Here is a 22,195-nt window from a genome sequence, read left to right on the forward strand (position 1 = left end):
TATTTAATATCTTATCTTTCAAGTGAGAGATTAAGTAATAATTGCTCCTGCAATCGTTGCACCAGCTGCTGCTCCTAAAATAAAGTCACGTGCGGCACCATTCAACTCTGTAGTGTCTACTTCTTCAAATAACATTTCTGCTTTTTGTTCTTTCATATCTCTTTTCCTTTTCTTTATTTAAAATTAAGTTAAAATTGCAGCCCCAACAACTACTCCTGCACCAGTTACAGCTCCTGCAATAAACCAGCCATCTCCATATAATTCTGAAGAATCCATTTCTTCAAAAAATAAATTGTGATTAATACTATTATTTTCTGTCTTTTGCATATCCTTATTTACTCCTTATATTTAATATCTTATCTTTCAAGTGAGAGATTAAGTAATAATTGCTCCTGCAATCGTTGCACCAGCTGCTGCTCCTAAAATAAAGTCACGTGCGGCACCATTCAACTCTGTAGTGTCTACTTCTTCAAAAGTAACGAATTGAGAATCTTGAAATTCTTTTTGCATATCCTCACCTCCTTTCAATTCAATATGCTTTACTAATAATTTATTTATTTTGTTTCCCTTGCTATTTTAATGCCAAGGGCTGATAGTACGATAGATAATGCTAACAAAAGGTAAGCAATTGTTGCATGATTTGTTTGCATTAAGACAATAGCAGCACCGTTTAATAATAATAAAGACTCAAAATATTGCATCAACTTCATTAGTTCACCTCCCTTCATACAGTCATCTCTAATTAAAGCTAAGAGAGCAAGGTCATTTTTTATATCCCTGACACTCTTGTCAAGGTTAAACTATTTTAACTTTACTGATATTTCAAAACTTTCTTAGCAATCATTTTCAAGGCCCTTATAAGCACCTCCTCATCACTGTTAAAGGGAGGCATGATGGAAATTCCTTCCTCTTCTTCATTCGCATAAAGATAAACTAACAGGCCAAGTTTTTCTAATTCTTTCATGACTTGAGCTGAATAGCCTTCTTTGATTTTCACCGTCGTCATAATTCCCTCATTACGGTAAGCTAAAGCTTGATCATCAAAAATCTTTCGAATGAGATGAGACAAATGACTGACCCTGCTTTCCAGTTCATTGCTATGTTCAAGATAATAATCTAAAACAATATCAGCACTAGCCATTCCTAAGAGATTACCGTTTTGCGTTGAAAAATGTTCCTTGATACGCTTTGATTGTTGTAAGGAAGCATCTAACTCTTCACTAACACAGACACAGCCAAAAGCAGCGATGCCATTGTTAATCCCCTTACTCAAGCATAAAATATCAGGTGTTTCTGATAAGCGTTTGAAAAAGAAGGAGGAGCCTGTTTTAAAAAATCCTGTTGCGACTTCATCAAAAACAATCAGCACTTTATTTTTCCTTAAAATTTGCAGCAAACGATTAAAGAAATCTACACTAGCACTATAAACTCCTGCTGAGGCTAGGATAGGTTCAATCATCATGACATCATAAAAAGCAGCAAATTTTTCAAGGTCAGCTAAAACGTCTTGTTCTTCTTGAGCCGTTTTGGGATAATCCAAAAAAGTAACTTCTCCATATTTAGGATAGAAAGAATGGTTGATCTCTTGGTCAATACCACTGACTGAAACACCACCAAAAAAAGTTCCATGATAAGAATCTTTAAAAGCTAAGATACGGTTATGCCAAGCTTTTTTATTGACATAGTCTGCTATTTTTAAAGCTAACTCAGTATTTTCTGACCCTGAGTTAGTATAAAGTACTCTTTTAAAAGGAGCACCTGTTAGTTTTAACACTTTTTCAGCTACTTGGTCATAAGCATCATGCTGAAAAGAATGGCTGTCGATATAGGGCAAGTTCTTTGACAGTACCTGCTGAAAACGATTTAAAACGCGCTCATACAAAGCTTCTTCATAGCCGAGCGAAACATTCCAAAGGCCGCTTCTTAGATCGAAATATTTTCTATTTTGCTGGTCATATAAATAAGTATGATCGGCCCGTACAGGCTTAAAGTCATACATCGTTTCATTGGTGTAAGCACCGTTTAATAAAGCATAATTTTTCACAATAGCTCCTAATAATTTAAATAAAAACAGAAATAATGCTGTAAGCAAAGCTGATGATAGACAGTAAAATCAGTATATTATTAATAACTCCTAGAACAAAGATGTCTAAGCGAAATTTATTTTGTCTTGAAAGCATGCCCTTGAAGTAAGCCATATAGTCATCAACCTTCAATAAATGACTAAGATACCAATAACCGTCTAATTTTAGAAAGGGCAGTAAATTAGTGATAATCAACCCTAGATTAACAATCAGCAAACCAACAACAAAAGTTGAAGGATAAACCGTCGCTATGAGAGTTAGGAAAAACCAGATAGCCACTTGAAATTTAACACCTGCTAAAATTAGTTCATTTTTTTCCTTACCCTCCAGCAATCGATAAAAAGGAACTTTAATAAAGAAAACAGGCATTGAAAAATAACGAAGCGAAAAACCAAAAGTAACTTTAGGCGGTTTGAAATACTTATAATAGACTGAAAAATGAGCATACTCATGTAACGGCAAAATCACTAAAGTGGTTGTCATATAAATGAGAAAGACTTCTAGAGCTGAAAATTGATCCATCGAAAACCGACTTAAAGAGTTAGGCAGTACAGAAGTAATCCGTGGCAGGGCAGCAATACTCAGAATCAGCATGATGAGTGTCAAATAGCCCTTATTTAAAAAGAGAGAGACTTTGTAAAAGGACTTAATTTTCAAACTATCCAAAATAATTCTGATAAGATGAAAATTGGTCATTTTTCCTCTCTTATAAGGAGAAATATAGAAATCATGCAAGGGACTGGTTGGCTGATCAATATCTCCTAAATAATTTTCTAAGGGATGTTCAGAGACGATCATTCTGTCATTTCTGATATTATAGAGCCAACGCTTATGATTATGAATACTGTACTGGATGTTTTGGTATTCTTCAATTGTTTGAGGCATCTCTTTTCCTTTCTATACAATGGTGTAACCATAATCTAAAACAAGATTTTGCCCTCTGATAGATTTACTTTGATCACTGAGTAAAAAAGAGATAGAATGACTGACATCTTCTAAATCAACAAATCTTCGATAAGGAATTCGTGCCAATAATCGCTGACCAAAATATGAGTTCAGCAAATCTTTATTCGCTTCATTTTTAACATAAGAAGGTGATATGGTATTTATGCGAATATCTTTATCTTCTACAAGAGCATAATCGACAGACAGATTCCTAGCTAAGTGAATCAAAGCACTCTTAGAAGAACCATAATCTATCCTTTGACTGTGAGCAACAACACCATTTTGTGAAGCAATGAAAACAATTGAGACAGTATCATCTAAGTAATCGTAAATAGCTTTCATGGAGAACAAAGCGGCCTTAACATTGACATCAAAGGTTGCTTCCCAATCTTTTATCGTTACACCAAAGGCATCATTCATATAATTAACAGCTGTAGCAAAAACAACCTGAGAAAAATGCATAGATAGTTCTTTTAAGAATGAGGCTATTTTTTCAAAAGCACTGTTGTCACGAAAGTCAACTGAAAGATAGTCGTCTAACTTATCAGAAGTCTGAGGTAAATCAATACCTACAATATGGTCATAGTGCTTACCATATCTTTCCGCAAAATCCTTACAGACATGGCTTTCTGAACCTATTAACAATAAATTTTTATTCGACATGAAATACTCCTTCAACCATGGTATAATTTTCAGAATCTGTCACGATATGAATAGCCATACCTAGCTCTTCAAAAATCGCTCTCACTATTTGATAAGAATAATAATATTTTATAGAAATCCCTAATTTTTCTGAGTTGACGAGGTTATAGATGATTCTTTTTTTATCCTTATCAAAAAAGTTCGTATGATAATACTTCTTACCATCTATGACATTAGTCTGAATAACTCCCATAGAACTCTCAAAGAAGTCTTCTTTTAGAAAATCAAAAACAATAGATTTAATAGAAGGCTGCTTTTGCAAAAGACTCTTTAAAAAACTTTTCAAATCGCTAGGACTAAAAAGAGAGACTGAGGTAGCTGGAATAATAACGACCTCAATATCATTTTTAGGCAACAGTTCAATATCCTGCAGTGTCAGTTGGTAGATTCTATTCTGCCCTCTTCTTGCAATATAGCGGGACATCTCTGAAGAAGGTTCCAAACCATAGATATCATAACCTTCTTCAAACAAAGGGTTAAAAATACGTCCTGTCCCGCTACCGATTTCTAAAACGGGAGTTTGTTTATTAAAATAATTCTTATATAAAGAAATATCGTTTTCCAGCAAATCATCATGATTCACAACTTGTTTGTAGTAATCCGAAAAAGTCTCATCCTCATATAAGTTATCAATAACTGTCAAATGCTGAGCGCGTTTTTTAAATTTTTCATAAATTAGTGCATCCTTATCCATAGGTTTGCAACATCTCCCTAACTTGTTTCATTTCTTGATCAGCTGGCTCTGATACTTTATTCTTGATAATATATTCAAATTTTTCAATAACAAGATGGTTCACTTTAAAAAGGCGTCCTGTTTGAATATTGAAAACAAAACTGTCTGTATTATTTTGGAAGGCAATCCAGTTTAGTGACTGTGTTTTTTCTTCGATACTCTTTAGATGATAAGCATTATAGGGCGTAATAAAATTGACATCCCTATAAACCTGATGAATACTTACTAAAATAGGAAATAGATAGTTTACTTCATCTCGGGCAGTCACCTTATCTTGAGCAGATAATTTCAAACTTGCTTCATTAAAGAGTTTATAATAGCCATCTCCTGACTGTCCGATAGGACAGCGCTGAGCTGAATCAAGATAAAACTGTTCATTTTCAAAAATCAAAGAATGAAATTGAGCTAAACCTGCCAAGTATCCATAATCTAAAATATTGGACTCAATCTTAATTTCCCCGGTCGCCACAAAATGATCCATATGTCGCTGCAAAGACTCTGCATTAATTTTGACAAAAGTTTCTGTATCAAAGTCAGAAAGTGATTTGATAATGACAGGCAGAGGATTTTCTCTAGATGAAATATCTGAATAAATGGCGCTGTTAATAGCAAAATGGCGCAATAAATCTTGATTCTTTTCTAAAAAACAGTCTAAATTATCCACAGATACATGTTTGAGCAATCCCTTGGTTAAATGAGGATAAAGGCCTGTTCGAAATGCTTTGAAACCATTTTGAAAGACATCTTTAGTGTTTAAGGCTATAGTTTTTTGATAAAAACTGTCTTCTTCTAATGCTGCTTGCAGATTTTCTATTTCCTGATTTGATAATAATTCTTTTAAAGCAGAGAAATCAACCACATTTATCATACATTCCAAATTTTCCTGCAAATAATCAGCTAGACGCTGCAAACGGTTCTTTTCATGTAAAGCGACAAAAATATATTTTTCAAATTCTAAAAACTCTAAGTAATCGATAAAATCATCTATACTTTGATTGTCAAAATCAAAGTAATCAAAACTGTAGTTATCATTTACTTTTGAAGACAAATTCATTGAGTATAATAATTCATCTTTTTCATATACAATATTTAAACCAATCATATTTCCTCCATTTCACCTTCCTAGTAGGGAAGAGCGACAATGAAAAAATGTTTCATTGTCACTTTTCCTCACTAAGTAAGGCAGCCTTAATGAGCTATTGATTAATAAACAATAACTTGAACATGGTCAAAAAACCAACCCAAAACGCCTTTCATCATCTCGCCTCCTTTACAGTAAATTTTAATTCTAAGGCCTCATTCATATCTTTCCAAGCAAATCTAAGCCTATTGAATCGTTTTTCTCTTTTTAATGATAAAAATAGTTAATAACCCTAAGCTAATGATCCAGACAAGCAAGGTAAAACTAGGCAGCAGCTCTTTAGTCCAAGAAAAATCTTCCCATTTCTTGAAAAACTTAGTAAAAAGCCCCATGAAACTGTAATCTGTTATTTTAGCAACTGTTTTATCAAGGTTTGCCATCATCGGTAAAAATGCCACGATAAACAAAGCAGGTACACTGATGACTTGCGCAGCGACCTGTGTCTTAACCAGTAAACCTAACAAAAGGTAAAACAGTATAATGGCGACTGCTGTCAAAAAAGTAACAATAATATAATCAACTGTATTAATGATCGAAACACCTAAGATAAGCGGAGTCACTCCTATAACGATAAAAGTCAAAACAAGAGGAAGAATTAAAGTAGATAGAATGTACTCATACCCCTTAACCCCACTTAGCAACAAGGTACTCAGATTATGTTTTTCCCTTTCTTCCGATAAAATAACAGTAATAGGATTGCCCACAGCCATCGTTAGAGAGAAAGGCAAGCAAATCATTAAATACATCAATAACGTTTCTTTATTCTTCCCCATACCTTGAGTGTCTATAAGGTACTTATAAAAGTAGGTTAAGCCAAATGGTAAAAGGACCTGAAGTAAAATACTTTTATTGGAAAAGATAATCTGGCAGCGCAGCCACAATAAGGCCATTAATCTTTTAAACATTGAGTTTTCCTCCCGTTAAAGTAATAAAGATATCTTCTAAAGTAGGTTCACAGGAATGAATTGCAATCATTTCCTCAGTACTGCCAGCTAGGGTTGAGGCTAGTTCTGAAAAAGCAACAGTTAGCTGATGCTTATCTTGATAAGTGATAGTCACTTTCTTATCAGTATTATACTTTTGGATTAAATTTTCCGGACTGCCTTGTTCTACCAAGACACCTTTGTTTAACAATGCTAAATTATCACATAAGAGAGTAGCTTCATGCATATCATGCGTTGTCAAAAAAATGGTCGTCCCTGCTGCTTTTAATTCCAAAATTAAGTCATGGATGGTCCGAGATGTTGCTGGGTCAAGACCAGATGTCGGTTCATCCAGAAAGAGGACCTCAGGCTGATTGATCAATGCTCTTGCTAAGAGCATCCGTTGTTTCATACCTGTGGATAATTTTTCCACCGCCTTTTTACGACTGTCATACAAACCTACTCTTTTAAGCAGATCATCTAAACGTGATGGAGCCACTTGATAAAACTTACTGTAAAAAAGAAGATTGTTATAAAGCGTCATTTTTTCATAAGAACCGCTGCTGTCACTGACTAAGCCGATTTGTTCTAAGGTATTGCTGCTTAACTGCTGCGAAGCTTTTCCTAAAATCAATGACTGGCCTTTATCAGCTGCCAGCTGACCGGTTAAAATATTGATAGTGGTCGTCTTACCAGAACCAGATGGCCCTAGGAAACCAAAAATCTGGCCTTTCTCAATGGAAAAGCTAATATCTTCCAAGGCAACAGCTTCCCCAAAACGCTTACTGATGTGTTTGACATCAATGATCTTGTAACTCATTCTTTTATTCCTTTTCTTAGTATTACTTCTATATAATGATTAAATAAACATTAACCTTAGCTTATTTAAGCTTATAAGGAGCTCACTCTGATATAAAGATCACCTTTTTAATATGAGCCAAATATCATCCAAGTAACTACTACTGACAACAAAAGTCTTAAAAATTTCATGCTTTCTTTTATCCTTTCAAATGATAGTATTATTATAAATGAGATGGAAATGATTGACCATGACATAAATGTCACCTTCTTTGCCACCATCTCCTAGAGAGGCAAAAGTTAAAGCTTCTTGAGTATAGGTCATGCCTTTAGCTTCAAACTTTATGCTCTTATTATATAAGAAGGTATAAAAGAAGACCATGACATTTATGTCATGGTCTTCTTTTATATTCCATCACTTTTTCTTTCAGCAAGAAGATTTGCTTCTAGGACTTCATCCCCGAAATTTTGTGCTAGCAAAGCAGCTAAATCATAACACTCCTTTGCTTTTTCTTTATTATGTTCTGCATAAAGATAATATTTAGCTTCATATATTAACACTAACGGCTTAGCGCTGTGCTGCTGCGTTTTAGTCACGACCTCACTCATTCTATCAGTTAACGTTTTTAGCCTAGAATAGGACCCATGATCTAAGTAAACACCCGCTACAGCTGTCAATACTCCTAAAAGCTCAATGTTATAATACTCATCGCCTGAAGTTTCTTGCTGTAGAATCTTATTCTCTAGTGTTTGTAAAGTAGCTTCATCATAAGTTTTTGTAGACTGACATTGGATAGCATAATATTTGACTAATAATAAATCATTCAGGGAATAAGTATCTTTTAGTAAGAGCTGTTTAAAGAAATCTTCAAAGATAACTTCTGCTGAAGCGGTCTTGCCAATGGTCAGATAATCTAGAGCGTTATCCATTAATTCTAGGGTAAACAATTCTTCTTCTGGCAAAATCTCAAAATACTTTTCATAAATATCTTCAATCATTTGGACCTTTTTAGACAGCCGTTCTGAATCACCATAGCTAGGAAATTTAAATAATTGATATTTCATAGCGAAATAGTCCTCCGGGATTGTGATATTCTCCCCTGCAAGCAGAGTTGACAAATCAGTCTTCAAAACATCAGCAATGTATTCTAACTTCACAATAGAAGGCAAAGACTGCCCCAACTCAATCCGGACCAACTGCCGAACCGTTAGCTCTTCCTCCCCAGCACACAGCTGCTCTCGTGATAAACCCTTTTTCTCCCTTTCTTCCCTAATCTTCTGACCAATGGTCTCCTTTACACTCATGACTCCTATTTCCTTCCTTCAACTAGTCGTTTATCACGATTTCATAAATTTCTTTTTACTTATTATTTGCCTCTATAACACAAAAATAGAGCACACAGCTTACATCGCTTAGGGCTGCTGAATTCCTCCCCTGACCCGCTTCACGCAAAGCTGTTGCTCCACTATTTATTATAGCATAAATTGAAAAAACTGCCAACTTAAAATGGTTGCTTAAAAAACACGACGTACGCATGAAAGATAATGTTCCACCTTATCTCCTCCCTCTGCTGGTCATTTTTAACTTACAGTAAGTAATCCAAATAATGGGCAAAATCCATACTATGGGGATATTTCCCCTTTTTAATCAGAGTGACGCTCACCAGAACTTGAGCATCTAAGGTCACAAACACGCCTTGCAGCGGTATCATGGGAGAGGATACCATTTTCTAATTTATGAACACAACGTAAAGAAGACTCATAGGCTTTCCCAAAGTCTTCACTATCTTCCCAGTATTTGACTCTTGCATTGATTTACCTTAATCTTTCTAAAATAGGAGGTTTTGGCAATGGGGGCAACGACGGTCTGGTTCAGGCTATACTATCGGTAATATTTTAGAAGACTACTAAGAAGGAAGGAGAACTAGTATGACTGATAAATTACAACTTACAACATCTGATCGCCGTAAATAAGAACCTGTATTCACAAAAAATGTTAAACTAAAGATATGATGAGAAAACCGTATGCTACCGATTTGACCGATCAAGAATGGGCTAAGCTTGAACCTTATTTCTCAAAACACCGCACCTATAAATGGTCTAAACGAGAACTCGTTAATGCGACTTTGTACATCACCAAAACTGGCTGTCAATGGCGGATGCTCCTACACAGTGCCCAATATTTGGCTTGATTGTTCCGACACCGCAAAATTGATTCTTTTTGCTATATTTTCTAAACGCTTTCGTAATTCCTTTTATCTCAATCGGATCTCCTAACATTGTACCTGTGCCATGTGTCTCAATATAACTAACATCACTAGGATTAATATTTGCCCTTTCCCAAGTTTTAATATGAGATTAGTCTGCGCCTGTTGGTCTGGAGCGGTAATTCCATTTGAGGCTCCATCATTATTAATGGCACCCCCTTTGATTACCGCATAGATTTGGTCATGGTCTTGCAAGGCTTTATCTAAGGGTTTTAATACAACTGCTCCAGCACCCTCCCCCCATGCTGTTCCTGTAGAATATTTATCAAATACTCGAAATTTAGTATCCTTATTTTCTATATCCATCAACATCTGATCGTTCAGTGGCATTTCAAAAATATTAATACCTCCTGCAATCGCTAAATCACAATCATGATTATGGAGAGCTGTACAAGCGGTATAAATAGAGACTAAACTTGATGAACAGGCAGTGTCAATACCATACTTGGTCCTTTCAGATCCATAATATAAGCAATTCTACTAGCCAGAACACTTGCTGAATTTCCTACTGTAGCCAAGAAATCCGGTTCTTTGATCGCTGACATATAGGAATATTTGCTATCGCCACTATGGTCTACTCCGACAAAAACACCTGTCTTACTACTACGTATGCGTTCACCCGTACATCCTGCATCTTCCATAGCTTTGTAAGCTGTTTCTAGGAACAGTCTTTGCTTAGGATCCATCAGCTTAGCCTCTTGTGGTGAAAGTCGGAAAAAGGTATTATCAAACTTGTCTATCTCTTCCAAGTACCCCGCTTCAAAGTAGTCTTTTTTCTTAGTCTCTGGAAAAACCTTATTGACATCTTGATAGCGACCATCTGGAATTACCCGAATTGTCTGCTGATGATTGATTAACAGTTTCCAAAATGCCGTTTTATCATTGGCATTTGAGAATTTTGCTTCTAATCCGACCACAGCGATATCAGTGTTCTCTGAAAAATCACTTGAGGTTATTTCTTTTAGCAGATTGGCAGCGATTTTAGGATCTAGGGTTGCGTTCTTAACTTGTTCAAGTATATAGCTTTTAATGTTATTCTTTTTATCCCATTTGCACCTCTGAATTTGTATTTTGCTACACTGCTTTACTATTTTGAGATCACATCTGGCTTATTGAAGTACAGTACATAGTTCTAGATAAGCCCTCCTATTTTTGAGAGGGTGGAACTTTTCTTTTGACTATTCATTCTTTTTATCAGATATATATAAGCGCAAGGAATTTAAGGCAAGTAACCCAAATATCACTGTAGCGACTTGCCAATTGATAAACCAAGTGACAACAGCAATAATGACATATACTACTAGAAATAATAGGTGGGTACGACGATTATTCATTTTATTCTCCTTTATGGTACGCACGCAGTCCATTTTAGCATTCAATTGTAAATAACTAGTTGACAGACAGCATAACAAAATTAGTTAGCTTTTAGCTATCTATTCTTCTTATTAATGACGGCTACGGATTCGGAAATAGTTTGCAACAGCAAATAGAAAAGCTGTAAAAGCTAAGAAAATCAAAAGATGAGCTAGCTCTTTTCCTTGATTAAAGCTAGTACTTGCCCAGTGTGCATTGAGATTATCTCTGAATATCTTAAAAGGGATGAGTTCAGCAACTTTTTCGATCCAGCCTGTAAGTTTAAAGCCACCCATTGTTCCTGTAAGCAGAGCGATTCCAAAGTAAACAATCATTGCCACCCCCTGGATCATATTAAACCCTTTGAAAACTTGGGCAATCGTGAAAGCAACTAGGTACAAGGCGGCAGTTAATAGTAAAACTCCAGCAAATATGTTAATAACTGTCAGAGTACTTGGCTTAGGAAGTGACATTGTATTAAGCAAGACAACTATATAAATCACCGTAACTCCTGTGACCAATATAACAATCGAAACGAACTTAGCAATCAATTGCTTGACTGTCGAATAACCAAAGAGATTCAACCGTGTCACAACTCCAGATTCCGTATCTCGTCCAAAGGCAATGGTAAAGGGAAGGATAACAAGGCCTAATGGAATCATTGGTAACAGAGTGGAGAAAAGGCTGATAGATAAGCTCTGATTAGCAGCTGTATTAGAGGTACTATGATAACCACCAATCGCTAAAATCAACGGAAGTAAGCCGCCAACTATCATGGCAATGCTATAACCTAACGTATTTTTCAGTTCAAATTTAATGTAATGAATCATGCTTCTACCTCTTTCTTTGCAATGTCGGAATCAGCTAGTGCATTCAGATAAATCAGCTCTATGTTTGTATTTGTGATCATAAACTTATAACCTTGTTTAACCAAATCCTCTACGATAGCCTGCTGCTCGTCCTCATCTTTACAAGCAATAGCTACCTTACCCTCTTCTCCTTTGATTACTTTATAACGCTCGAAATTTGATGCTTCTTCAGAATCAACAACGATTGCTGAATAACCGACATATTTTTGGAATAAGTCATTTAGATTTCCAAAATCAATCAACCTTCCTTTTTCGATAATCAAAAGCTTCTTGGCTAGTTGTTCTAGCTCGTCAAAATAGTGTGTAATTAAGAGCAGAGTAGCTTTTTTATCAGCATACCATTCTCGAATTTTCCTCATCAGTTGCGATCTCGTCTCAAAGTCCAAACCTGTGCTCATCTCATCAAAACAAGTCAACTCTGCATCTTGATAGAGAACCATAATGATAGTTAGACGTTGCTTTTGACCACCTGATAATTGAGAAAATTTCTTTTTCAAATTCTTTTCAAAGTCAAAGAAACGAACCAATTCAATAAGTTTTGTATTTTTAGGGTAAGAGGTTTTTAGCAGACCCTCTAAGATAGTTTGACAATTCACTGTGGTTGGGTAGGCATTTTCTTGCAAATGAACTGCTACAGATTTTGGCTTTTCGAGTAACCCTTCATACTTTACTTGATTGGTCAGTGCTTTGATAAGAGTGGATTTCCCAGCTCCATTTCCTCCAATAACACCTACAATCTCCCCTTCATCAATTTCAATTTCTTTATCAATGTTAAGAGCAGTGAAATCTCCATAGTTTACTTTTAGATTTTTAATTTTTAGCATATATAGTAGTTTTCTCCATTTTTATATTCTGTTAATCATAGCCTATTTAATTGTTCCTGTTTCTTAAAATCTAACTTCAGCTGGAATTCTGAAAAGTCTTTATATTGGTAAACTTCTTCATCTTCTGCGTCCCCCCAACATAAATCCTTTCTATATGAGCTCCTGTTTCCGATACCTTTATACCTAGATAGGTATTTTTATTGACAAAATTGTAAAAGTAAAGAGAGAGCAATATAAAAGAGGCACTCATCACAGCAATAGCAAGCAATTTTATCTTCACTTCTTTTCTCATCCTTCCTATCTAAATATGATTTCACTTCAACTTTGATTATATGCTCTTAATGATACAACACTTCTAGACTCACAGAATAAATAGAACCGCTTTATGAGTTTAAAACTATCTTTGCTCCTTCCATATTTTTTGATATTTCCACAGTCTCATTATAGCAATTTCATCTCATTTTTCAAGAATTCCATTAAACCAAGCAAGGCTGGAACAACAATAGTCAATCCTGCCTGCCCGCTATCCATATAAGACCATATGATTTTTGAAAAAGCGGTTATAATCAAAATCAAACCGACTAATTTCCAACTGTGCAGCCAAGTTGCTCAAACGATGACGATTAAAAAACTAATAACCAAACAAGCAAAGAGTCTATTTTTACCTGTCAGACCAGCTTGCAGAAATTTCTGCTCATAAATTAGAAATTCCCTAACTAAAGGAGGAGTCGATTGTGGTACAGGAAACCAAATCATACTGGTAAAAAGAGCTAATATGCTGATTGATACCCCTATAATTTGCCTATGATAAGCAAAAAACAAGATAGGAAGAATCAGAAATAGGACGAATGTACCAGCTTAGCTGATTTTGGTGGTGTTCAAAAGCCCATGCTTGAAAGTCCAATATTCAGTACTAAAAAACTAATAAAATCAAGGTAAGGCCGAGTAAAAAAGCTGAAATAAACCATTGTTTCCGTCTAGTTATTTTTTCTCCTTTGCCTAAAAAAATCCTGCATCATTTTGGCGCATTCCTTCTCAAGAATCCCAGACTCCACTTCCACACGATGGTTGAGGCGCTCATCGGTTAAAATATTGTAGAGGCTGCCTGCTGCGCCAAATTTTTGATTGGCAGCACCGTAAATGACCTGCGAAATACGTGCCAAGCTAATAGCACCGCTGCACATGACACAGGGCTCAATGGTCACAAAAAGTGTACAGTCCAGCAGGCGCCAGCTAGCTTTTGTCTGATTGGCTTCATTGATAGCCATGATTTCAGCATGCATGATAGCTTGATTAAGTTCCTCACGCGCATTGTGGCCTCGGCCAATAATACGTCCGTCCTTAACAATGATACAACCGATGGGTATCTCTTCCTTTTGAAGTGATAACTGAGCTTCCCTCAAAGCTTCTGCCATGAAAAATTCTTTTTCTTCCTGAGTGAAGTCTGCCATCAGCAGTCACCGATTTCCCATGATTTATGCGGCTTTGCCAATTCCACAGAAATGCCATTAGAGTAGGACTCTGTCTGGCTTCTGAGTATTTCTAGATGATTATCTGGGGTGATATCTTTTGGCGGCAGCGGCGGCATGTGGGTCAACACTAAGCGTTTCACACCAGCCGCACTGGCAATTTGCCCAGCTTCTTTGGTCGTTAAGTGAGCTGGGTGATTTTCGTTACCCTCATAAAGATAAACATCCGCTAAAAAGAGATCAGCGCCTGTGACAAATTCAGCCAAACCTTCAAAATAGCCTGTGTCCCCCGTGAAGACAAAGACCTGCCCTGTTTTACGCTCCACAATACGAAAGGCATAACAAGGCACAGGATGCACTGTCTTGATAAAAGTGATGTCAAAAGGACCGATCTGCTCAAGGCCATCAACATCATAGGCTGATCCTTTAGACACACCCTCAAGGGTTAGCTTAGCAAATTCATAAGCATCCTCATCGTGCCCATAAATGGGTAAAACTTTAGGTTCCCAAAGGTGCTTGGGGTAGAGCTGAAAATAATGGCGCAAAACGCCCAAATCAGCTACATGATCTGGATGATAATGGGAAATAATGACCGCGTCCAAATCCAACGGACTGATCTCTTTTTCTAGCTCTGTTACAGCGCGGCTGCCCGCATCTATCAAGAGCTGAAAACCGTCTTCACCTGTCAAGAGATAAGAGGTTGTTCCGCCGTCTTTGTAGGGATAGGCTCCCCAGCAGCCAAGTGTGGTTAATTTCATAAAAACACCTTCTTTGTTTCTAATTGTTTTTATTATAACAAAATGAACTGGCTTTTGAATATCATAAATCTTCTATGTTATTTAAAAAAAATATGAAACAAAGAGACAATAAGCCAAGCATAGAGAATGATAAACAACCATTTGAGATAAACAACAATAGCAATGAATTCGCGGATAAAAGCACTAGGAATATAATAAGGAGCTGTTGAACAGCCTAAGCCATCACCAGCCATATGCAAACGGCGTGCGTAGACACTGGTTCGAAAAACATGATAAGCATTGGTTACAAAAAGAAAGCGCGGCGCTTTCATTTCTTTTTGGGCTAACTGTTTGGAAAAAAGAAGATTTTCATAGGTGGAATGAGATTGTTCTTCTAAGAGAAGTCTGTCCTTTGGAATATCGCTTGCCTGTTCTTTTATATAATTGGCTATAGCTTGTGCTTCAGAAATCGTTTCCTTAGGACCTAAACCACCGCTAGCAATCAGTTTAACTTGTGGATTTTTAGATTTTCTAAAAGCCTCCAAAGCTTTATCAATCCTGCGCTTTAATAAAGGTGTCACTTGATTGCCATCTAAAAGCCCTGCACCATGAATAATAATATAATCATAATGTTTGTTTTTAGGAATCATAAGATACAGAATCGAATAGAGCATGAAAGCAACAAAGGAAATACCAAAAATCAAGAAACTAAACATTCCTACAGCATATAAAAAATCAAAAAATGTCGGCTGAGCAAAGTGAAATGGTTTGCTAAATCTTATATAAATCAAGAAAAAGAAGATATTGATTAGAATCCCCAAAAGAAGAGAGGCAAGATTCAGCTTTGAAAAGCCTTCTTTATGCAAAAGGACAAGGCCATTATAAATTAAGAATAAAGCAGCCCAAAAAATCAGCAGAGGCAGGGCTGTTAAAATCAGTAAAAAAATACCATATGCTGTATGTAAACTATGGCGATAAAAGAAGTCACCTGCCGCCAAATACGCTGTCATTAAAAAAGCTAGAAGTAAAAACGGATTGAGTAAGCTGCGTGCTTCATGATAAATGGAAAATACCAGTAAAGCAAATAAGACCAAAACTAAAATCCCCATCATCAGTCCTCCTTATCTATCTAATCAGAAAAAAAGCTAGAATATACAGCACCCACAAATGCAAGGGATAATAAATGTAAAAGAACCATTTGTGCATAGGCTTAGAGCTGCCCTTTTCACCATTATATAATAATAATAAAGGCAAAAAGAGAAAGGTCAGACTATCACTGTTGTAACAAAATTCCTCAAACCAAAGTCCAAGTGCGGGATAGCCTCCCGGCAAAGGCGGCAGAGCCAATAGCAGATAAAGGCCATTCCAAGCTAAAAAAGCCAATACTTGTTTTCGACGCTTATCATAAAAAGCCCAAAAGATCAGTATAGTAAAAAGAATAGGCAGACCGCCTTCCAAGGCAAACTGATAAGCGCCAAGCGATAGGGGCAGTATAGAGAGCACTAAACCTAAAAGAAAAACCAGTGTCCCCATATAATAAAACTTTTTGCTGCCCTCTTTTCCCTTTTGTAAGAGATAAATGACAGTATAGCCTAGTGCCAAGGTTAAAAAGATATTATCTGTAATCTGATGTTTTAAACCAAAAATAAAAAAAGAGATAAAATCACCACATTGCATTAGAATAGCAGCTAGCCATAGACGGCGCAAATGGTTATGGCGATTTCTTGTATGAAAAAATCCCTCAACTGTAAAAAAGGCAAACAAGGGGGCTACAAAACGAGTCAGTAAATGTATCCAAGAAGGCAGACTGTTTGGAAAAGCAAAAAAGATAGAATCTAAAGTCATGAAAGCAAGAGCCAGATACTTTAATTGGTTGGCATTATAGTTTTTCAATTTTCTTATCTCCTTTAACAAAAAGTTCTTTATAGGTTATTTATTTTCTACCTTTATTGTAACTAAATAAACAAGCATACTCACTTACACTTTTGTAAGTGACTGAAAAAACCTTGATAAAAAGAGGATTTTTAAGAGAAGATCAAGCTGCTGTACTTTCTCATATTGGCTTAAGAAAATAAACTTCTTACTTTGCCAAATTAGTAAATTATAAGAAAAGAGCCTAGGATCGTTTATTATCTGGGCTCTAAAAAAGTATTAAAAATTTCTTTGAGAATGGTTATAACCATACTTTTCTATAAAATCTTCTCGAAATTCTAAAAGATTATCATCCATAATAGCCTGGCGAATGTTGCTCATGAGATTTAATAGAAAATAGAGATTGTGATAGCTTGTTAAGCGAAGTCCAAAAGTCTCATCTGCTTTAATCAGATGGCGAATATAAGCGCGTGTATAATGTTGACAGGTATAACAATCGCAATCATGATCAAGCGGTGTGAAGTCCTCGGCATACTGAGCATTTTTAACCACCAAACGTCCTTGCGAAGTCATACAAGTCCCGTTTCTAGCAATCCGAGTCGGCAAGACACAGTCAAACATATCAATTCCGCGAATGACACCATCAATAAGACTGTCTGGCGCACCAACACCCATAAGGTAGCGCGGCTTGTTTGCAGGAAGTAAAGGGGCTGTAAAATCAAGAACTGCGTTCATTTCTGCATGTGATTCTCCAACAGCAAGACCGCCGATGGAATAGCCAGGAAAGTCCATGGAGACTAAATCAGCTGCCGACTGACGGCGCAAATCTTTAAAACCTGCCCCTTGAACAATGCCAAAAAGCCCCTGATCCTGAGGCCGGCGGTGAGCATTTAGACCTCGCTCTGCCCAGCGGCTGGTTCGCTCAATCGAAGCTTTGACATAGTCATAAGGCTGATAAAACTGCGGACACTCATCAAAGGACATCATGATGTCTGAGCCCAGATTATTTTGAATAGAAATCGCCTTTTCTGGTGTTAGAAACATTTTAGCACCGTTAAGGTGATTTTTAAAAGTAACGCCTTCTTCAGTAATATTGCGTTTTTCAGCTAATGAATAGACTTGAAAACCGCCTGAATCTGTCAAAATAGCTTGGTCCCAATTCATAAATGTGTGCAGTCCCCCAGCTTTTGCGACTAAATCATCTCCTGGCCGCAGCCAGAGATGGTAGGTGTTAGCCAAAATGATGCCAGATCCCATTTCTTTTAATTCTTCGGGGGACTGTGTTTTGACAGTAGCCTGTGTTCCAACGGGCATAAACATAGGTGTAGGAAAAGTCCCATGCGGTGTTATAATTTCTCCTAAGCGTGCTCCAGTATGCTTTTCCCTTTTGATTAAGCGATATTGAATCGGTGAATAAGTCATTTTTACTCCTTGTTTCCAAGAACAAGTCTTGGGCAGTCAACCTTATAAATTTTATCAAAAAAGCCAGCAGATGTCATTAAGTATTTCTTAAACCTCTTTTTAAAAAACATACAGCAGCCCATATTTGACATTTAATCGGATATCAATTAAAAGTCTAAAATTAACATCTTATAAAGTCTATTGCATGCCATTAACACAGTTATTAAGTTCTAATTTTTGAAACGGTTTCAGGTTCACAAAGCTTCTAAAAACGGTTATAATGACCATGTTAGTAGCAATACTAACAATAAAAAAAGGGGGTATTCTCATGAATACAAAAACATTGAAACAATTTAAGGCTATGGATGCTGAAACACTTTCTCATGTCACTGGGGGCGGTCTTTATGATGGCGCTAACGGCTATGCTTACCGCGATGCTCAAGGACATTGGGGTTATAAAGTAACAAAATCTCCTGCTCAAGCATTGGCTAACGTTGTTGTAAACAGCTGGGCTTCATCTGCAGCTAATGGTTTTGGAACTTATTAAACCAATAAATAGACAAACACCTCATCTTTTATCAAAGATGAGGTGTTTTTTTGATATCATTCCCTTACTCTTACAAAAGATAAGCTGATTACTAGGCCTAGAATAAGACATTTTACTTCCTTAAAACAAATAGATAAGGCCTTTTAAAAAGCAATGCTGATGACAGCTCTTCATGAACCTTATGGTAAATGGTGCTGCTTTACTTCAATTTGAAATACTCAATCTTAAGACACTTGTTCATCACAATTTTATGGCGGCCGGCAGAGCGTAAGATTTTTTCTGCTTCTTGACTTTCCAGTCCCAATTGCGCCCAAAAGACATCAGCATCTGTTTCAATGAAGTCCTTGGCAGCATCTGCTAAAAATTCACTGCGCCGAAAAACATCTACAATATCAACATGTTCAGCAATATCCTGCAGGCGGGCATAAACTGTTTCCCCTAAGATTTGCTCTCCGGCCAATCTGGGATTAACAGGTATGATCTTATAGCCAGCCTGTTGCATCCTTTGTGCAACTTCATAGGCTGCGGTTTCTTCTCTTTTAGATAAGCCAACCACAGCAATGGTTTTAGCTTCTTTTAAATAGGCAAAAATTGTATCTTGACTGGGATTTTGAAAACGATAAGCCATAAAGCGGTCTCCTTAAATTTTAACTAGCGGATTCTTAAAGCAGCAAGTAGGATAAAATAGTGATATCATGGCAGCAGGCAGCCCTTGTTATTTTGCTTCGTACCAGGTCTTGCCTGCATTTTCATCTGCTACAAGCGGCACTGAAAGCTCAATAGCTGTTTCCATGATTTCCTTAACTAATTTTTGAACAGATGCAAGTTCAGCATTTGGTACCTCAAGGACAATTTCATCGTGTACTTGTAAGAGCATTCGCGATTGATAATTTCCCGCACTCAAGGCCTTATCTAAATTGATCATGGCCACTTTGAGAATATCAGCTGCGCTGCCTTGAATAGGCGAATTAATAGCTGTTCGCTCTGCAAAAGAGCGAATATTGAAATTACGTGAATTGATATCTGGCAATTCACGGCGCCTATGAAATAAAGTCTCTACATAGCCCTTATCACGCGCTTCGCGAACCACTCTATCCATATAATTTTTAATTCCTGGATAACGCTCAAAATAAGTGTCAATATAATTTTTAGCAGCCTTGCGGCTAATACCTAAATTATTAGCCAGTCCAAAATCAGAAATACCGTAAACAACACCAAAATTAACAGCCTTAGCATTACGGCGGTCATTAGGAGTAACATCTTCTGGTCTTTCAATACCAAAGACACGCATGGCTGTTGAAGTATGAATATCTGCCCCTTCTTTAAAAGCAGCGATCAAGTGCTCATCTCCTGAAATATGGGCTAGAACCCGCAATTCAATCTGTGAATAATCCGAACTGAGCAGCACACTGTCTTTCCATTCAGGTACAAAAGCCTTACGGATCAGACGTCCCTGCTCCAAACGGACAGGAATATTCTGAAGATTGGGATCAATACTTGATAAGCGGCCAGTCTGAGTTAGATCCTGCAGGTAGCGGGTATGAATTTTATCATCAAAGGAAATGGCCTCTTGCAGACCAATGATATAAGTTGACTGTAGTTTAGCGATCTGACGGTATTCCAAAATCTTAGCAACGATTGGTGAGCGGTGAGCTAAACGTTCCAAGACATCAACAGCTGTTGAATAGCCTGTTTTGGTCTTTTTAGTGGCTGACAAAGGCAGACCCAATTTTTCAAAAAGGATCACTCCCAACTGTTTTGGGGAATTGATATTGAACTCCTCGCCAGCTAAATCATAGATTTCCTGCGTTAGAGCCTGCAGTTCAATTTCATTGGCTTGCTCCATGTCCTGCAGTGTTTCTTTTCGAACTGAAATTCCTGCAATTTCCATCTTAGCCAGAACATGAGCTAAAGGAAGTTCCATATCAAAAAGCAATTTCAGCTGATCATTAGCAGACAGCTTTTGACGCATAGGCTGCTCACTGGCAAGCAAAACGCTGACCTTTTTAGCCAAATGGCTAAGCAAAATATCTTTTGGCGGAACAGCGCGTTTGGCACCTTTGCCATAGACTTCATCATCTGTCTCCAAAGGTAAATCTGTGTAAAGTCTGGCAATGGTTGAAATAGTGTTATTTTCAACCGTTGAAAGGAGATACTTAGCTAAGCGGCTGTCAAAACTAGCCGTCGGTAAATCTATATCTAGATGGCTGAGCAAAACTTTGCTGCGTTTAAAATCATAAGTTTTGATCGGTTTTTCAAGTACTGATTTAAACAGAGGGTCGCTCAGCAATTGTGTATCTGTGCTGGCGTAAATACCGTGATCATCCCCCCAAGCAAAACCAATGATTTCTTCAGTATGATAGTTGTCATTCAAAATCTCAAAGTAGAAGAACTGATCTTCTCTAAACATATCAGCTTTTAAGTCCTTCACTTCTGTGTAGGTTACTTCAAAAGTCTGAGGTGAAACCGACTGACTCAGCTGTCCCCTAAATTGCTTGAAATCCATCTCATCATAAAAAGAGATGAGTTGCTCCTTCTGCACTCCCGCATAAGCAATGTCTTCTAAACCAATGGTAAGAGGAGCCTGAGTATTGATCGTTGCCAAAGTCTTCGAAAGGAAAGCCTGCTCTTTATCATTTATCAGATTCTCTTTCATCTTGGATGTTTTAAAAGAATCAATATGCTCATAAATAGCCTCTAGACTGCCGTATTCATGCAGCAGTTTTAGCCCTGTCTTCTCACCAATTTTCGTTACACCTGGAATATTGTCAGACTTATCTCCCATGAGAGCCTTGAGGTCAATAAACTGCTTAGGCGTCAGCCCCATTTTTTCCATGAGATAGGCTGGTGTAAATTCTTCAAACTCAGCAACTCCCTTTTTGGAAATCTCAACTGTTGTATTACTGTCAGTCAGTTGGATAAGATCTTTATCCCCACTAACAATGGTAACATCGTATTCCTCTTCATTTTCAGCTAACTTATCAAGAGTTCCAATGATATCATCTGCTTCATAATTTTCCAGATCATAATAAGAAACGCCTAAGGCTGTCAGCATTTCTCTAATATAGGGCAGCTGCTCACGAAATTCTTCTGGTGTTTTAGCACGGCCCGCCTTATAGTCTGCAAACATCTCTGTTCTAAAAGTCGTTTTACCAGCATCAAAAGCCACTAGAACATGTGTTGGTTCTACCCTTTTCATCATATGATCCAGCATCAGATGAAAGCCATAGATAGCATTGGTATGCAGTCCAGCTGGATTTTTAAAGCGCTCAATTTGATTATAAAGAGCAAAAAAAGCACGATAAGCAACGGATGAGCCGTCAATCAATAATAATTTTTTCTTGTTTCCCATAGACCTATTGTAACATAAATCTTTACTGACATACTGACAATAAGGTTCAAAATAGAAAAACAAACGATAAAAAAGGAGTAAGACAAAAATCAGTCATTTACAAGTCTTCGAATTATTGATTTTCTGTCCCACTCTTTACTCTCATCCCCTTATGTCTTTCAAATAGCTGAAAAAATCA

Annotated in this window: 25 protein-coding genes, 1 other RNA gene and 2 pseudogenes; 2 read left to right on the top strand and 26 right to left on the bottom strand. The window is 36.9% G+C overall.

Annotated elements, in window-relative coordinates:
- Positions 1 to 30: 30 nt before the first annotated feature.
- The 14 genes from STRMA_RS10000 to STRMA_RS10050 all read right to left on the bottom strand — a co-directional run bounded on the left by STRMA_RS10000 (position 31) and on the right by STRMA_RS10050 (position 9,038).
- Positions 31 to 156 (bottom strand): hypothetical protein, encoded by a 126-nt coding sequence (locus STRMA_RS10000; protein WP_003080085.1) that lies wholly within the window; start codon positions 154 to 156, stop codon positions 31 to 33.
- Positions 157 to 183: 27 nt separating this feature from the next.
- Positions 184 to 327, bottom strand: coding sequence for a hypothetical protein (locus STRMA_RS09800; protein WP_003080971.1), 144 nt, complete (start codon positions 325 to 327; stop codon positions 184 to 186).
- A 48-nt stretch (positions 328 to 375) separates the two neighbouring features.
- Positions 376 to 510 carry a hypothetical protein gene (locus tag STRMA_RS10005; RefSeq protein ID WP_003078540.1) on the bottom strand — a complete coding sequence of 45 codons (135 nt, stop codon included), beginning with the start codon at positions 508 to 510 and terminating at the stop codon, positions 376 to 378.
- Positions 511 to 554: 44 nt separating this feature from the next.
- Entirely contained in the window at positions 555 to 710 is a 156-nt protein-coding gene (locus STRMA_RS09805) for a hypothetical protein (RefSeq protein WP_003082191.1), read from the bottom strand.
- A gap of 101 nt (positions 711 to 811) precedes the next feature.
- Positions 812 to 2,044, bottom strand: coding sequence for an aminotransferase class III-fold pyridoxal phosphate-dependent enzyme (locus STRMA_RS06675; protein WP_003079088.1), 1,233 nt, complete (start codon positions 2,042 to 2,044; stop codon positions 812 to 814).
- Between the two features lie 16 nt (positions 2,045 to 2,060).
- The gene (locus STRMA_RS06680; RefSeq protein WP_003080484.1) at positions 2,061 to 2,969 is read right to left on the bottom strand and encodes a hypothetical protein; all 909 of its coding nucleotides are present in this window, start codon (positions 2,967 to 2,969) and stop codon (positions 2,061 to 2,063) included.
- A gap of 12 nt (positions 2,970 to 2,981) precedes the next feature.
- Positions 2,982 to 3,692, bottom strand: coding sequence for an SDR family NAD(P)-dependent oxidoreductase (locus STRMA_RS06685; RefSeq protein WP_003081962.1), 711 nt, complete (start codon positions 3,690 to 3,692; stop codon positions 2,982 to 2,984).
- Positions 3,682 to 4,425, bottom strand: a complete 744-nt coding sequence (locus STRMA_RS06690) for a methyltransferase domain-containing protein (RefSeq protein ID WP_003079181.1) — start codon at positions 4,423 to 4,425, stop codon at positions 3,682 to 3,684. The genes STRMA_RS06685 and STRMA_RS06690 overlap by 11 nt, the downstream gene beginning before the upstream one ends.
- Positions 4,418 to 5,566 (bottom strand): hypothetical protein, encoded by a 1,149-nt coding sequence (locus STRMA_RS06695; protein ID WP_003081650.1) that lies wholly within the window; start codon positions 5,564 to 5,566, stop codon positions 4,418 to 4,420. The genes STRMA_RS06690 and STRMA_RS06695 overlap by 8 nt, the downstream gene beginning before the upstream one ends.
- A gap of 224 nt (positions 5,567 to 5,790) precedes the next feature.
- On the bottom strand, positions 5,791 to 6,510 hold the full coding sequence (locus tag STRMA_RS06700) for an ABC transporter permease (protein ID WP_003079935.1): 720 nt from the start codon (positions 6,508 to 6,510) through the stop codon (positions 5,791 to 5,793).
- Entirely contained in the window at positions 6,503 to 7,348 is an 846-nt protein-coding gene (locus STRMA_RS06705; protein ID WP_003081858.1) for an ABC transporter ATP-binding protein, read from the bottom strand. Before STRMA_RS06705 ends, STRMA_RS06700 begins: the two co-directional genes overlap by 8 nt.
- A 383-nt stretch (positions 7,349 to 7,731) precedes the next feature.
- On the bottom strand, positions 7,732 to 8,631 hold the full coding sequence (locus STRMA_RS06710; RefSeq protein WP_003081230.1) for a helix-turn-helix domain-containing protein: 900 nt from the start codon (positions 8,629 to 8,631) through the stop codon (positions 7,732 to 7,734).
- Positions 8,632 to 8,704: 73 nt separating this feature from the next.
- Positions 8,705 to 8,801, bottom strand: an RNA gene (ffs, locus tag STRMA_RS09535) — signal recognition particle sRNA small type.
- Between the two features lie 111 nt (positions 8,802 to 8,912).
- On the bottom strand, positions 8,913 to 9,038 hold the full coding sequence (locus STRMA_RS10050; RefSeq protein ID WP_412093831.1) for a hypothetical protein: 126 nt from the start codon (positions 9,036 to 9,038) through the stop codon (positions 8,913 to 8,915).
- A 300-nt stretch (positions 9,039 to 9,338) separates the two neighbouring features.
- Here STRMA_RS10050 and STRMA_RS09540 point away from each other — a divergent pair, with 300 nt between their 5' ends.
- Positions 9,339 to 9,518 (top strand): transposase, encoded by a 180-nt coding sequence (locus STRMA_RS09540; RefSeq protein WP_327078764.1) that lies wholly within the window; start codon positions 9,339 to 9,341, stop codon positions 9,516 to 9,518.
- Here STRMA_RS09540 and STRMA_RS10025 read toward each other — a convergent pair.
- The 10 genes and pseudogenes from STRMA_RS10025 to tgt all read right to left on the bottom strand — a co-directional run.
- A pseudogene (locus tag STRMA_RS10025) lies at positions 9,472 to 10,657 on the bottom strand (beta-ketoacyl [acyl carrier protein] synthase domain-containing protein); the annotation flags it as partial. The gene STRMA_RS09540 and the pseudogene STRMA_RS10025 sit on opposite strands and share 47 nt — an antisense overlap.
- Before the next feature lie 114 nt (positions 10,658 to 10,771).
- Positions 10,772 to 10,927, bottom strand: coding sequence for a hypothetical protein (locus tag STRMA_RS09810; RefSeq protein ID WP_172459288.1), 156 nt, complete (start codon positions 10,925 to 10,927; stop codon positions 10,772 to 10,774).
- A gap of 111 nt (positions 10,928 to 11,038) precedes the next feature.
- Complete coding sequence (locus tag STRMA_RS06720) at positions 11,039 to 11,776, bottom strand: ABC transporter permease (RefSeq protein ID WP_002275935.1); 738 nt, start codon at positions 11,774 to 11,776, stop codon at positions 11,039 to 11,041.
- Positions 11,773 to 12,639, bottom strand: a complete 867-nt coding sequence (locus STRMA_RS06725) for an ATP-binding cassette domain-containing protein (protein ID WP_003079247.1) — start codon at positions 12,637 to 12,639, stop codon at positions 11,773 to 11,775. The genes STRMA_RS06720 and STRMA_RS06725 overlap by 4 nt, the downstream gene beginning before the upstream one ends.
- A gap of 441 nt (positions 12,640 to 13,080) precedes the next feature.
- A pseudogene (locus tag STRMA_RS06735) lies at positions 13,081 to 13,600 on the bottom strand (hypothetical protein).
- Between the two features lie 16 nt (positions 13,601 to 13,616).
- Positions 13,617 to 14,090, bottom strand: coding sequence for a tRNA adenosine(34) deaminase TadA (tadA, locus tag STRMA_RS06740; RefSeq protein WP_003080065.1), 474 nt, complete (start codon positions 14,088 to 14,090; stop codon positions 13,617 to 13,619).
- On the bottom strand, positions 14,090 to 14,866 hold the full coding sequence (locus STRMA_RS06745; protein ID WP_003082331.1) for an MBL fold metallo-hydrolase: 777 nt from the start codon (positions 14,864 to 14,866) through the stop codon (positions 14,090 to 14,092). The genes tadA and STRMA_RS06745 overlap by 1 nt, the downstream gene beginning before the upstream one ends.
- A gap of 77 nt (positions 14,867 to 14,943) precedes the next feature.
- On the bottom strand, positions 14,944 to 15,957 hold the full coding sequence (locus STRMA_RS06750; protein WP_003079983.1) for a YdcF family protein: 1,014 nt from the start codon (positions 15,955 to 15,957) through the stop codon (positions 14,944 to 14,946).
- A 13-nt stretch (positions 15,958 to 15,970) separates the two neighbouring features.
- A complete protein-coding gene (locus STRMA_RS06755) occupies positions 15,971 to 16,747 on the bottom strand; it encodes a TraX family protein (protein ID WP_040841850.1) in 777 nt (258 codons plus the stop codon).
- Between the two features lie 249 nt (positions 16,748 to 16,996).
- The gene (gene tgt, locus STRMA_RS06760; protein WP_003082139.1) at positions 16,997 to 18,139 is read right to left on the bottom strand and encodes a tRNA guanosine(34) transglycosylase Tgt; all 1,143 of its coding nucleotides are present in this window, start codon (positions 18,137 to 18,139) and stop codon (positions 16,997 to 16,999) included.
- Between the two features lie 307 nt (positions 18,140 to 18,446).
- On the opposite strand from tgt, the gene STRMA_RS06765 reads away from it, so the two are divergent.
- Positions 18,447 to 18,665, top strand: a complete 219-nt coding sequence (locus STRMA_RS06765; protein WP_003081942.1) for a garvicin Q family class II bacteriocin — start codon at positions 18,447 to 18,449, stop codon at positions 18,663 to 18,665.
- A gap of 199 nt (positions 18,666 to 18,864) precedes the next feature.
- Here STRMA_RS06765 and STRMA_RS06770 read toward each other — a convergent pair whose 3' ends face one another.
- Together STRMA_RS06770 and polA are read right to left on the bottom strand one after the other, a co-directional pair.
- Complete coding sequence (locus STRMA_RS06770) at positions 18,865 to 19,293, bottom strand: CoA-binding protein (protein ID WP_003078955.1); 429 nt, start codon at positions 19,291 to 19,293, stop codon at positions 18,865 to 18,867.
- A gap of 87 nt (positions 19,294 to 19,380) precedes the next feature.
- Positions 19,381 to 22,017 (bottom strand): DNA polymerase I, encoded by a 2,637-nt coding sequence (gene polA, locus STRMA_RS06775; protein WP_003081391.1) that lies wholly within the window; start codon positions 22,015 to 22,017, stop codon positions 19,381 to 19,383.
- Positions 22,018 to 22,195 lie beyond the last annotated feature (178 nt).

The sequence above is a fragment of the Streptococcus macacae NCTC 11558 genome, assembly GCF_000187995.2.
GTDB classification, from domain to species: domain Bacteria; phylum Bacillota; class Bacilli; order Lactobacillales; family Streptococcaceae; genus Streptococcus; species Streptococcus macacae.

Excerpts from the sequence above, each read along its gene's own strand:
- STRMA_RS06750 (WP_003079983.1), bottom strand. The coding sequence starts at position 15,957 with ATGATGGGGATTTTAGTTTTGGTCTTATTTGCTTTACTGGTATTTTCC.
- polA (WP_003081391.1), bottom strand. The coding sequence starts at position 22,017 with ATGGGAAACAAGAAAAAATTATTATTGATTGACGGCTCATCCGTTGCT.
- STRMA_RS10050 (WP_412093831.1), bottom strand. The coding sequence starts at position 9,038 with ATGATACCGCTGCAAGGCGTGTTTGTGACCTTAGATGCTCAAGTTCTG.
- STRMA_RS09800 (WP_003080971.1), bottom strand. The coding sequence starts at position 327 with ATGCAAAAGACAGAAAATAATAGTATTAATCACAATTTATTTTTTGAA.
- STRMA_RS06725 (WP_003079247.1), bottom strand. The coding sequence starts at position 12,639 with ATGCTAAAAATTAAAAATCTAAAAGTAAACTATGGAGATTTCACTGCT.
- STRMA_RS06690 (WP_003079181.1), bottom strand. The coding sequence starts at position 4,425 with ATGGATAAGGATGCACTAATTTATGAAAAATTTAAAAAACGCGCTCAG.
- tgt (WP_003082139.1), bottom strand. The coding sequence starts at position 18,139 with ATGACTTATTCACCGATTCAATATCGCTTAATCAAAAGGGAAAAGCAT.
- STRMA_RS10005 (WP_003078540.1), bottom strand. The coding sequence starts at position 510 with ATGCAAAAAGAATTTCAAGATTCTCAATTCGTTACTTTTGAAGAAGTA.
- STRMA_RS06720 (WP_002275935.1), bottom strand. The coding sequence starts at position 11,776 with ATGATTCATTACATTAAATTTGAACTGAAAAATACGTTAGGTTATAGC.
- STRMA_RS09540 (WP_327078764.1), top strand. The coding sequence starts at position 9,339 with ATGAGAAAACCGTATGCTACCGATTTGACCGATCAAGAATGGGCTAAG.
- STRMA_RS06695 (WP_003081650.1), bottom strand. The coding sequence starts at position 5,566 with ATGATTGGTTTAAATATTGTATATGAAAAAGATGAATTATTATACTCA.
- STRMA_RS06745 (WP_003082331.1), bottom strand. The coding sequence starts at position 14,866 with ATGAAATTAACCACACTTGGCTGCTGGGGAGCCTATCCCTACAAAGAC.
- STRMA_RS10000 (WP_003080085.1), bottom strand. The coding sequence starts at position 156 with ATGAAAGAACAAAAAGCAGAAATGTTATTTGAAGAAGTAGACACTACA.
- STRMA_RS06770 (WP_003078955.1), bottom strand. The coding sequence starts at position 19,293 with ATGGCTTATCGTTTTCAAAATCCCAGTCAAGATACAATTTTTGCCTAT.
- STRMA_RS06685 (WP_003081962.1), bottom strand. The coding sequence starts at position 3,692 with ATGTCGAATAAAAATTTATTGTTAATAGGTTCAGAAAGCCATGTCTGT.
- tadA (WP_003080065.1), bottom strand. The coding sequence starts at position 14,090 with ATGGCAGACTTCACTCAGGAAGAAAAAGAATTTTTCATGGCAGAAGCT.
- STRMA_RS09810 (WP_172459288.1), bottom strand. The coding sequence starts at position 10,927 with ATGAATAATCGTCGTACCCACCTATTATTTCTAGTAGTATATGTCATT.
- STRMA_RS06765 (WP_003081942.1), top strand. The coding sequence starts at position 18,447 with ATGAATACAAAAACATTGAAACAATTTAAGGCTATGGATGCTGAAACA.
- STRMA_RS06700 (WP_003079935.1), bottom strand. The coding sequence starts at position 6,510 with ATGTTTAAAAGATTAATGGCCTTATTGTGGCTGCGCTGCCAGATTATC.
- STRMA_RS06705 (WP_003081858.1), bottom strand. The coding sequence starts at position 7,348 with ATGAGTTACAAGATCATTGATGTCAAACACATCAGTAAGCGTTTTGGG.
- STRMA_RS06680 (WP_003080484.1), bottom strand. The coding sequence starts at position 2,969 with ATGCCTCAAACAATTGAAGAATACCAAAACATCCAGTACAGTATTCAT.
- STRMA_RS06710 (WP_003081230.1), bottom strand. The coding sequence starts at position 8,631 with ATGAGTGTAAAGGAGACCATTGGTCAGAAGATTAGGGAAGAAAGGGAG.
- STRMA_RS09805 (WP_003082191.1), bottom strand. The coding sequence starts at position 710 with ATGAAGTTGATGCAATATTTTGAGTCTTTATTATTATTAAACGGTGCT.